Raw genomic sequence first — 10,678 nt, forward strand, 5'->3', positions numbered from 1 at the left:
CCGGCAGAGCAGAACCAGCATACGGCATCGGGATCCGTCTTCTCATCGATAGATCAACGTCCCGACAGTGGCCGGACTAGTTGCGGACATGGTGGTGGGTGTACGCCTGCGCCGCACTCGGTTCCTACGGGCCGTCGTGGTCGTGGTGGCGCGAGGCGTCGCGTTCGACGCCGTGGAACTCGAAGCGCGCGCCGCCGGCGTCGCTCTCCGTGAGCGTGATGTCCCAGCCGTGTGCCGACGCGATATCGTGGACGATGTTCAACCCGAACCCGGTGCCCTCGTCGTGCGTCGTGTACCCCACGTCGAACACCTGGTCGCGGTCCGCTTCGGGGATCCCCGGCCCGTTGTCCGCGACGAAAAACCCGTCGTCGAGCACGCCGACCGTCACCGTCACGTCCGCGCCGCCGTGCTGTCTCGCGTTCCGGAAGAGGTTCTCCAGAAGCTGGCCGAGTCGGCTCGGGTCACACGCCACCGTCCCGAGGCCGTCCTGGGTGTGGAGTGTCGCCGAATCCGTGCCCGCAACCCCCCAGGCGTCGTCGACGACCGCCGCGAGGTCCGCGGTCTCGAACTCGTCGATGTCCGCGCCCTGCCGGGCAAGCGTCAGGAGGTCCTCGATGAGGGCTTCCATCCGGTCGAGGGCGTCGCGCACCTGCTGGAAGTCCGCCTCGTCGCCGCTCTCCCGGGCGACTCCGAGATACCCGTCCGCGAGGTTCAGCGGGTTCCGGAGGTCGTGGGACACGACCGCAGCGAACTTCTCGAGTCGCTCGTTCTGTCGTGCGAGTTCGCGCTCGCGGGCCGCCAGGAGGTCGACCAACTCGATCGAAGCGATGGCGTGACCCATCGACTCGCCGACCTCGGAGAGGACGTCGCTCTCGCGCTCGTCGAACACGTTCCGTCGGTCCGCGTAGATGCTGAAGAAGCCGTAGACGGTGTCGTCGTGGACGACCGGGACGACGGCGAGCGACTCGACGCCGTGTTGCTCGAAGAGCTCCCACCACGGCTCCATCGACGGGTCGGCGTACACGTTCGGGACGGTCTGGATTTCGCCCGTCCGGATCGCTTTCCCGCCCGCGCCGCCGCCGGTTTCGCTCTCGTCAACCGTGACGACGATGGACTGGACGTAGTCGTCGGGGAGGCCCGCCCACGCCGTCGGCCGGACGACTTCCTCGGCTTCGTGGTAGCGCCCGATCCAGACGCCGTCGTACGGTTCGGACTCCGCGAGGCGCTCGCAGACTGCCTGCTCGAGTGCCTCCCGGTCGTCCGCCTCGACCATCTCCTGTGTCGTGATGCGCAGCGTCTCGTTGATCCGGCTCAGTTGGGCGATCGAGCGCTGCTGGACGATCCGTCGCGCGTCGTAGACGCCGACGAGGAAGCCGACGAGCACGCCGAACGGCGTCACGCCGAAAAGCGGCGCGAACTCGCCCGGTACCGGGACACCGAAGATATCGACCGTCGGCGGCAAGGTGAACCCCCGAGCGAGGACGCCCGAAAGGATCCACGCATCGAGCGCCACGATGGCGACGATGCCGCCCACCGTCCACGCGAACGCGCGCCCGGCGAACTCGGGCGGGACGAGGCGTTCGTCGGCGACGGCGACGCCGACCACGACGACGGCGAGCGAGGCGACGAGCGGGACGGCGCTGAGCGCAACGAGGATCGGCCGTTCGTGCAGGACGAACACGCCGCTGAGGTGGATAACGACGAAGACGGCCCCTATTGCGGCGATCAGTCCGCCGACGACACGGGATAAAAGCCCGGATATTATCGGGGGCTAGGGGTGTCGGGTAGATGACACCCGGAACGGGGAGTTTGCGACTCCCGGGGTCCAGCAAGGGAGTCGTCGAAATCGGCTACATCAACCGACATGGACGGAACGTTGAACGGGCATCCTCGCCGTCCGCAGTCCGTCTCACTGGTCTCGCCCCCCGACTGGTGCACTCGTGGCCAGTTGCCCCGGATGGGGGAAGACGAACCCCCGCCTACAAACGCCAACCAGCGGGGTACATCATTTCGGGGCGGACGGGCTGACCGAACTGGGGGCATCGTTGATAGTGAACAAACTCCACGCTACCGTTATAGAATCTTTCATAAGATCGCCAACGGTTCACCGCGGCAGTGATTCGTGTTCCATCGTCGAGTTTGTCCCTCTCCCAGGTTGCGGAGTCGAGATTCGGATCAGGTGTTCGTATCGAAGTGCGACGCCAGTCCGTCCGAACTGCTACTCCGGGGTCCGCAACCGGAGACGGACTGTCGTCCCACCCCCCTCGGCTTCCTCGACTGCGACCATGCCGCCCGACAGTTTGAGGACCCAGTAGACGTACCACAATCCCATTCCCGTCCCGTGGTTCAACGGCTCGACCACCTGAGTCCCCTCCAGGATCGCTCGCTCTTCGGCCGGCAGTCCAGGCCCGGAGTCCCGAACCGCCACTACCACCTGGTCGTCAACGGCCTCGACGGAGACGACCACTCGCGGCTCAACGCCGCCGTCGTGGATGATGGCGTTCGTGATCACCTCCTCGAACGCCGTCGCCACCGCGGGAATCACGCTTACTCGCGTCTCGTCGTCGACACCGGACTCGACGGTGATTGCAGCAGCCGGGTGGTCGGCCCGGACAGCATCGACCGCCTGCTCGAGGAGCGAGTTGATAGCCCTCGGTTCAACGGCCGGGCGCTCGTTTAACAGCGCGACGATCGCGCGGTGCGTATCGGTCACCGACAGCAACTGGTCGGCCTCCTCGACGATCATTCGGGCGGCCGCGGCCTGCTCCCCGCTTGTCGTCTCGGCGAGGTCCTCGGCTGTCCCGCGGATGATGCTCATCTGATTGGCCAGGTTGTGCCGCAACACCCGGTGCAACACCCGCAACTGGCGGGTCGCCTCCACCCGATCGCTTACGTCCTGCTGGAATCCGACGTAATTGCTGATCCGCCCCGCCTCGTCCTCGACTGGCGCGATAGAAACCCGGTTCCAGAACTCCGTCCCGTCCTTCCGGTAGTTCCGCAACTCCACGGACACCGGTTCGGCGGCGTCTATCGCCCGGCGCATCTCGGCAACGGGGGCCTCAGAGGTGTTTTCTCCCTGGAGGAACCGACAGTTGTGGCCCAGGGCCTCGTCGGCGTCGTACCCCGTCAACTCCTGAAACTGCTCGTTGACGTAGATGAGCGGATTGTCCGCTTGATCGGGGTCCGAGAGCGTGATACCGATGGGGGCAGCCTCGATGGCGCGATACGTGAGTTCGAGTTCGCGTTCGCGTTCCCGGCGGTCGGTGATGTCACGGGTGATCCACAGACGGCCGAGGTGGTCGCCGCCCTCGCTGGTAACCGGGCGGGAAATGCCCTCGACGACCCGTCCGTCAGTCAATGCGAGTTCCTCGTGGACGGACTCGGTGGAGGTGGGCGTCGACCGTTCGGCGACGTGGGCCACCGCCGCCGGGTTCGCAAGCATCGGCTTGATGTGATTCCGGACGTCTGCGAGCGTGCCGGAGGCCAGTACGTCCTCCGGGAGGCCCCACAGTTCTCGGAACCGGTCGTTGTACGAGCGAATATCGCCGTCGGTGTCGACGACCAACAGCCCGTCCGGCATCGACTCCTGTTGGGCCTCCAGGAGCGACCGCTGATACTCCAGTTGTTCCCGCTGGCGTGCCTTCTGGTGGTTCGAGTACGCCCGGTGGAAGATATCGGCGATGTGGGTGGCCAACTCGGTCTCTGTGCTGGTCCACTCGCGTGGGTGGTCCGTCTGCTCGTGACAGACCATGCCGATGATCTCCCCTTCGTCCCGGATGGTCGCGTCCAGCAGCCCGTAGATGTCGTTCGGCTCTAAGTAGTCAGCGGCGAGTTCACTGGTACGCTCGTCGCTGCGGGCGTTGGTCGCTGCCAGCGACCGATGCGACCGTAACGCCTCGATGTAGTCCGGCACCGCGGCTGTTGGGAGTGGCAGGAGCGAACCGTGGGTGTCGGTCGCCAGGTCGTAATGGTCGAGGCAGGTAACCCGGTCGGCCGTGTCGTCGAACAGCCAGACGTTGACGCGGGGAACGTCCAGAACGCGAGCGGCAGTTTCGGTGATGGTCCGGGCCGCGGCCTGAAGGTCGCCCTCGACGATCGGATCGGCCGTGATAAGCTCCAGCAGCCGCTGATGCTGGGAGGATCGGGGAGCGCCGTTCGAGGGCGAGTCGTGCGGCATCCTGAAGTCCACGTAGTACTGGTGCTGGATTATTCTTTCGGCTGATACAAAAGGAGTTTAATATCCCATGTTTCACTAGCCTTAGACAGCAACGGGGGAGAACGCCAAAGCGGTTTGTTCGAGTCGACAAGTTCCCCGCTACCTGAAGGGATTATCCCCCTTGACCACCGAGGATCTGTATGCAGTGGCACGAGCAGTCGAGGAGCGCACCGAGAAACGAGGGCGTACCGGCCCGAACTCGAATGCCGGGAGGGGACTAGCGTGGCTGCTGACCCACTCCCGAACGAGCACCTTTCGCCACTCGCCACGCTCGTCGACGAAGTGCTCGCAGGCGTGGGCTACGAGATGGCGGCCGCGACGGACGCGATAAACGACGCCGTCCCGGGCTACGGCGGCCTCTTCGATCCGGAGACCACGTCGGACGAGTTGCGTGCCGCGCTCGAAACCCTGCTGGAGTCGGGACTCGCCCGACCACCCACCGCCGAAGCGACGGGCGACGGGTTCGTCCTCTACGTCGACGGGAGTTCCCGCGGCAACCCGGGCCCAGCGGGTGCGGGCGCCGTCATCATGGACGCTGCCGAGAACCAACTCGCGCGTCTGGGCCGTCCCGTTGGGTCCCGGGCCGGGAACAACACCGCCGAATACGTCGCCCTCCAACTCGGTCTCTCCGAACTGCTGGCCCGCTACGAGCCGGCACAGCTGGAAGTGCGTATCGACTCGATGACGGTCATCCGGGACGTCTGGGGTGGCGAGGACCCGACGGAACCGGGCGTCGAGACGTACAGCGAGGCCGTCGCGACGGCACTTTTGCGTTTCCCGGACCACCGGTACACGCACCTGGCCGACAGCGACCCGAACCCCGCCGACGCGTTGGCGACGGTGGGGGCCGATATCGCGGCCTTCGGGCCTGGATAGCGGCGTTCCGTCGTTTCGTGTTCCAATTGCCCCGCTCGGGAGAGCGACGGATCTCTCGGGGACTCCGGTCAGTCTCGCTCGGAGATCTTCTGTGGGCTTTCGGTTATCCGGGTGCGGTCGGTTGTGCCCTTCGTCGACATTCGATACTCGATTCCTTGCCGCGTGACTTCGAAGAGGAGATACCGTTCGTTCCCTTCCTCCGGTTTCCACGTGACCGCTTCACGAGGGCCGTTTTCAACGCTAAGGACGACGGTAGGGGCCGACTCGCTGTCGATGACGTTCTCGGACACCCACGTCGCACCGGGCCCGACCTGTCGCTCCAGTTCGGAGTCCTCGAATTCGATTCTCACTGTAACGTCCGCGTTCACACTACTTTCCACGCCTACGTCCATCGCGGAACCTTCCCGTCCCCATGGAGCGGGAGCACCGTCCCCGGCAGTAGTGGTGTCCGGACTCGATGACGGGATGACGTTCATGCATCCAGCAGAAACTATCGAAAGACCAACTGCGAGGATCCCCCGACGAGAGGACATACGGTGGCTACTTGGAGGTGCCTGTATAGGCTTTCGGGTCGACATCCCGGAGGCTTACAGACGTGAATCCTCAAAACGATGCCCTGTATCTACCGCTATCGGAGAAACACGGGATCCCCGGCGCGTTTCGAGTTACTCTATAGTGAATCGGCTGTTCAGTAGAGGGGCGAATTGAATATGGATCCCACCCCGAACGGGTAATCCCTCCCCACCACACGGCTCTCGGGCTATGCGGACAGCTATCAGGAGTACTCGGAAATACGTCGACGCTCACGGACGTATACCGGCCCCGACAAAAGAAACACCCGTCCGTGCGTCGAACCGGACGGCATGCCCGACTACGACATCGTCGTACTCGGTGGGGGAACGGGGAACAGAGTCGCCGAGGCGGCGGCCGACGCGGGGATGGAGACGGCGCTCGTCGAGCGCGGTCGCTTGGGCGGCACCTGTCTGAATCGGGGTTGCAACCCCTCGAAAAAACTCATTCACCGCGCGGACGTCGCCGAGGCGGTCCGTCACGCCGACGAAGTCGGCATTGAGGCATCCGTCGACGACGTCGCGTTTGCGGACATCGTGGCCGACGTGACGGAGACGGTCACCGAAGCGGCGGAGGAGAAGGCTCGCCGCGCGCGCAATCGGAGCGGGCTTACCTTCTACCAGGCAGAAGGGCAGTTCGTGGACGCGCACACCGTGGAAGTCGCCGGCGGCGACGGGTCGAGCGGCGACCGACTCACGGCGGAGCGGATCGTCCTCGCCGGCGGATCGCGGCCGATGGTGCCGGACTCCATCGACGGGACCGACGAAACACCCTTCCTCACGAGCGACGACGCGCTCCGGCTGGACACGCTCCCGGACCGGCTCGTCGTGGTCGGCGGCGGCTACATCGCCGTCGAACTGAGCCACTTCTTCTCCCAGATGGGCAGCGACGTAACGATCGTCGGGCACGGCGAGACGCTCGTCGACCGGGAGGACGCGGCGGTCGCACAGCGACTCACCGAGGCGTACCGGAAGGAACACGAACTGCACCTCGGGTTCCGCGTGACTGCGGTGGCTGAGGACGACGGCGAGCGCGTGGTCACCGCCGAAACCGAGGACGGCGAGGGGATCGAGGTCCCCGGCGACCGGCTCTTGATCGCGACCGGGAGGACACCGAACAGCGACAGCTGGAACGTCTCGGCGGCCGGTATCGAGACCGACGGGAAAGGGTTCGTCGAGACCGACGAGCAACTCCGCACGTCAGTCGACAGCGTCTACGCGATAGGCGATATCGCGGGCAACTACATGTTCAAACACTCGGGGGACAAGGAAGCCGAGTACGTCGTCGGGAACGCCGTACACGGGCGTGAACGGTCGGTCGAATACCCCGGAATGTCCCACGCCATCTTCGGCTCGCCACAGGTCGCCAGCCTCGGGCGGACCGAGAGCGACATAGACGACGGAGTCGACTACGAAGTGGGGACCTGCGCCTACGACGACACGGCACTCGGCGCTGCGCTGCGTGACCAGGGCGGCTTCGCGAAGGCGCTCGTGGGGAGCGACGGCGAGGTGATCGGCTGTCACGTGATCGGGCCGGAGGCGTCGACGATGATCCACGAGGTGAACACCGCCGTCGCCGCCGGTGCCGACGCCGAACGGATCGCGGAGACGATCCACATCCATCCAGCGATATCGGAGGTCATCCAGGGGGCTTTCCGCGACGCCTGCGACCTTGGCTCTCCCGGGATTTGATCAGCCAGGACATGGCGTCGAAGCACTTCCACGACCCGTACGACCAGTCGACGATGCTTCGCTTTCCCCGCCGACACTCGGTCTCGGTATATGCAATCACGGAAACTTCAGTCAAAGAGTCGCCTTCAAACCCGGCGATGAGACTGGCGAATATCTCCGCATCCCCTATCGGGATCGAGACCCTCCGTCCCGGTTCCGAGAACGGGAAGGTCGTCCGTTGACCCGTTCGACTCGACAGCTATTTCACTTGCCGCTCTCGGCGGGGGGATTATAAAATATCTGTAATTATAACTAATACTCAAAAACATTTTTAAACTCACTAACCAACTGTTTAGCCACATGCCCGATGCATTCCTCGTCAAACAGCGGATCGAACCCGGGAAGACGGAGCGTGCAAAGGAGGTCTTCCGAAGCGTCGGGGAGATCAAAAGCTCCGACGCAGCGCAGAACGTACTGAAAAAGGAAGGTGTCCACACCGAGTCCGCGTTCCTCCAACGAACCGATGACGGGGAGTACGTCCTATACTACATCGAAGCGGAGGACGGCGGAGAGGTCTACGACGTCTATCAGGAGGTCATGGCCGATCCGGGAGGGGAAGCAGAGGGGCTCGAGGAGTTCTTGGAGGAGTTCCAGGACGTGGTCGCCGGTGATCCTTTCGTCGCCGACGTGGAGTTCCTGTACCACGTAACCACGCCTGATCGTCCCTGATCTAGAATGGCGGACGATACTGACCGTCCGGAGAGCCACGAGGAGATCATGTGGGCCACCCATCAGGCACTCTGCACGCACGGATACGCCGACCTGACGATGCGAAAGATCGCCGCGGAGTCATCGAAAAGTCACTCGCTGCTCGCCTACCATTATAATACCAAAGACGAGTTGATAGCGGCGTATCTGGATTTCCTCACCGACCTCCTACACGCCGATCTCGAAGAGACGGACGGTGCTGATCCGCTAGAGCGTCTCGAGGGGTTCCTCGACTACTTCACCGTCGGAACCGAGGTGTACCCCGAACGCCTGCAGGTAGCGTTCCTCGAACTGCAGATGGTGGCCCTCAGGAACGAGGAATTACGTGAGAAGATGGCTGAACACGACACCGAGAACTTCGGCCTTCTAGCGGGGATCATCGACGACGGTATTGAACAGGAGGTGTTCCGCGCGGACATCGACAGCGAGGCGTATGCAAAATTCATCCTGCTCTCCGTGATGGGAGCGAGCGAACACGAGACAACCACCGGGATAGAAGGCCTCACGGACGACGTGAGGGCCCTGTTACGCACGGACGTCGTTGAGGCGCTGCTCATCGACTCATCCGGTGACAGCGATTCACCGTTCTCGTAACGACTACGGGGCAGTTCAGATCACTCCGTGAAGCGAACTACCTCGGTCACACAACTGAGGTCCTAGCAGAGATAGGTAGTGACTGACCGTCAGGGGTATCTATGTCACCGGCCGCTGTATTGACACTATACCACGAGCTTCGGTTGTACACCGGATCGGTGTTTCTTCGCAGACCCAAACACATTTCCCGCATCCCTCGGATCCCTCTAGAAAATGGCGGACGTCAGCCACGAGGGAGACCTCCACGATACCCTGGAGAAATTAACGCGATTACAGGAGTTCGAAGTTGACCTGAGCGAGTCCGATGCAGTGATTGCATCCGACCGGGTCGCTGTGGACACTCCCGTGAGGTGGTTAGAGTTCGAAGTGCAGGCGAACGAAGATCACGGCACTGAACACGACCGCCACGACCCATCCGAGAACGTCTATGTGAACATGTGGCTTATCGACCGGTACACTATCGTTCACACCCAGGACGGGACGGGCGAGGACGCCAGCCATAGAATCGACGTACACAAAACGCAGGCCGAGGAGCGAGCGATCGAACTGGTGGCACACGGAATCCCGGAGCGACGTGCTGAAATCGCGGCACTGCGAGAACAGGGGCTAACGTACAGTGAGATCGTGAAAGCTACTGGGAAGAACGGGCCAAACCACCGTGGCGGCGTATCGAACCACCTACAACGGTACAACGAACAGGTCAAGCAAGCACGCTGGTTAGCCGCGAATGCCCCTCCCCTCGACTTGGGCAAACCCTACGACGAGTCGGACAGCAATTCGGATTGAACGGCTCCGGTGGTCCTTACCATCGCAATCCGTTCGTCCAGATCAAGCCATCTTAAACCCCGTTTTCGGAGGGGACGAAGGGAAAACGGACGGGGGAATCGTGAGGTTACGACGGCTCGGAGATCTCTAGCACCTGGCCGGCGGCGATGGTCTGGCCCATGTCACGGACGGCAAAGGAGCCGAGCTCGGGGATCTCCGAGGAAGGTTCGATACTGAGGGGTTTCTGCGGGCGCACCGTGACGACCGCTGCGTCGCCGGACTGGATGAAGTCGGGGTTCTCCTCCTGAGTTTCGCCGGAGGACGGGTCCATCTTCCTGTCGATGGACTCGATCGTACAGGCGACCTGCGCGGTGTGGGCGTGGAACACCGGTGTGTAACCCGTCGTAATGACGGATGGGTGCTGCATGACGACGATCTGCGCCTGGAACGTCTCGGCGACCGTCGGCGGGTCGTCGGCAGGGCCACAGACGTCGCCCCGGCGGATGTCGTCCTTGCCGATACCGCGGACGTTGAACCCGACGTTGTCACCGGGCTCGCCCTTCGGCACTTCCTCCTGATGCATTTCGACACTCGTGACCTCGCCACCGGCGTCGGACGGCTGGAAGCTGACGTTGTCACCGGGTTCCATTTCGCCGGTCTCGATGCGTCCGACCGGGACGGTCCCGATGCCGTCGATGGTGTAGACGTTCTGGATGGGGAGCCGGAGATCGGTGTCCGTCGGCGGCTGCGGTTCCGGTAGGCTATCGAGGGCTTCCAGCAGCGTCGGGCCATCGTACCAGGGCGTGTCGTCCGAGCGTTCGGCGACGTTATCGCCCTCGAAGGCAGACGTCGGGATGAACGAGGCGTCGTCCGTATCGAAACTGACCTGCTTGAGGAGGTCCTCGACCTCGGAGACGACCTGCTTGTACTCGTCCTCGCCGTAGTCGACGAGGTCCATCTTGTTGACGCCGACGATCAGTTCGTTGATGCCGAGCGTGCGGGCCAGGAACACGTGCTCCTGTGTTTGGGGGGCGACACCGTCGTCGGCGGCGACGACGAGGACGGCGTTGTCGGCCTGGGAGGCGCCCGTGATCATGTTCTTCACGAAGTCGCGGTGGCCCGGACAGTCGACGATGGTGAAGTAGTACTCGTCGGTGTCGAACTCCTGGTGGGCGATGTCGATGGTGACGCCGCGCTCGCGCTCCTCGGCGAGGTTGTC

Annotated in this window: 9 protein-coding genes; 5 read left to right on the forward strand and 4 right to left on the reverse strand. The window is 63.5% G+C overall.

All coding sequences use genetic code 11. The features are described 5' to 3' along the window. Positions 1 to 124: 124 nt before the first annotated feature. Both EYW40_RS14700 and EYW40_RS14705 read right to left on the reverse strand, forming a co-directional pair. Positions 125 to 1,681, reverse strand: a complete 1,557-nt coding sequence (locus EYW40_RS14700; RefSeq protein ID WP_202614552.1) for a receiver/sensor box histidine kinase — start codon at positions 1,679 to 1,681, stop codon at positions 125 to 127. A 537-nt stretch (positions 1,682 to 2,218) separates the two neighbouring features. Next, a complete protein-coding gene (locus EYW40_RS14705) occupies positions 2,219 to 4,177 on the reverse strand; it encodes a PAS domain S-box protein (RefSeq protein ID WP_135822403.1) in 1,959 nt (652 codons plus the stop codon). Positions 4,178 to 4,438: 261 nt separating this feature from the next. Here EYW40_RS14705 and EYW40_RS14710 point away from each other — a divergent pair, with 261 nt between their 5' ends. Next, positions 4,439 to 5,092 carry a ribonuclease HI family protein gene (locus EYW40_RS14710; RefSeq protein WP_135822404.1) on the forward strand — a complete coding sequence of 218 codons (654 nt, stop codon included), beginning with the start codon at positions 4,439 to 4,441 and terminating at the stop codon, positions 5,090 to 5,092. Positions 5,093 to 5,160: 68 nt separating this feature from the next. Here EYW40_RS14710 and EYW40_RS14715 read toward each other — a convergent pair whose 3' ends face one another. Beyond that, a complete protein-coding gene (locus EYW40_RS14715; RefSeq protein WP_135822405.1) occupies positions 5,161 to 5,484 on the reverse strand; it encodes a hypothetical protein in 324 nt (107 codons plus the stop codon). A gap of 471 nt (positions 5,485 to 5,955) precedes the next feature. On the opposite strand from EYW40_RS14715, the gene EYW40_RS14720 reads away from it, so the two are divergent. The 4 genes from EYW40_RS14720 (at position 5,956) to EYW40_RS14735 (ending at position 9,480) form a co-directional block, all read left to right on the forward strand. Beyond that, complete coding sequence (locus tag EYW40_RS14720) at positions 5,956 to 7,353, forward strand: dihydrolipoyl dehydrogenase family protein (protein WP_135822406.1); 1,398 nt, start codon at positions 5,956 to 5,958, stop codon at positions 7,351 to 7,353. 339 nt (positions 7,354 to 7,692) lie between these two features. Then, positions 7,693 to 8,061: a DUF6176 family protein gene (locus EYW40_RS14725; RefSeq protein ID WP_135822407.1), complete on the forward strand. Its 369-nt coding sequence runs from the start codon at positions 7,693 to 7,695 to the stop codon at positions 8,059 to 8,061. Positions 8,062 to 8,067: 6 nt separating this feature from the next. Next, positions 8,068 to 8,694, forward strand: a complete 627-nt coding sequence (locus EYW40_RS14730; protein ID WP_135822408.1) for a TetR/AcrR family transcriptional regulator — start codon at positions 8,068 to 8,070, stop codon at positions 8,692 to 8,694. Positions 8,695 to 8,907: 213 nt separating this feature from the next. Then, positions 8,908 to 9,480 carry a hypothetical protein gene (locus tag EYW40_RS14735; protein ID WP_135822409.1) on the forward strand — a complete coding sequence of 191 codons (573 nt, stop codon included), beginning with the start codon at positions 8,908 to 8,910 and terminating at the stop codon, positions 9,478 to 9,480. A gap of 106 nt (positions 9,481 to 9,586) precedes the next feature. Here the strand turns inward: EYW40_RS14735 and tuf are convergent. Continuing rightward, positions 9,587 to 10,678, reverse strand: a 1,092-nt coding sequence (gene tuf, locus EYW40_RS14740) for a translation elongation factor EF-1 subunit alpha (protein WP_135822410.1), incomplete at its 5' end; no start/stop codon positions are given.

This window comes from Halostella litorea, from assembly GCF_004785955.1.
GTDB classification, from domain to species: domain Archaea; phylum Halobacteriota; class Halobacteria; order Halobacteriales; family Natronoarchaeaceae; genus Halostella; species Halostella litorea.

Bases quoted from the DNA above. Each gene is read 5' to 3' on its own strand.
- EYW40_RS14730 (WP_135822408.1), top strand. From the start codon at position 8,068: ATGGCGGACGATACTGACCGTCCGGAGAGCCACGAGGAGATCATGTGG.
- EYW40_RS14705 (WP_135822403.1), bottom strand. From the start codon at position 4,177: ATGCCGCACGACTCGCCCTCGAACGGCGCTCCCCGATCCTCCCAGCAT.
- EYW40_RS14725 (WP_135822407.1), top strand. From the start codon at position 7,693: ATGCCCGATGCATTCCTCGTCAAACAGCGGATCGAACCCGGGAAGACG.
- EYW40_RS14720 (WP_135822406.1), top strand. From the start codon at position 5,956: ATGCCCGACTACGACATCGTCGTACTCGGTGGGGGAACGGGGAACAGA.
- EYW40_RS14735 (WP_135822409.1), top strand. From the start codon at position 8,908: ATGGCGGACGTCAGCCACGAGGGAGACCTCCACGATACCCTGGAGAAA.
- EYW40_RS14715 (WP_135822405.1), bottom strand. From the start codon at position 5,484: ATGGACGTAGGCGTGGAAAGTAGTGTGAACGCGGACGTTACAGTGAGA.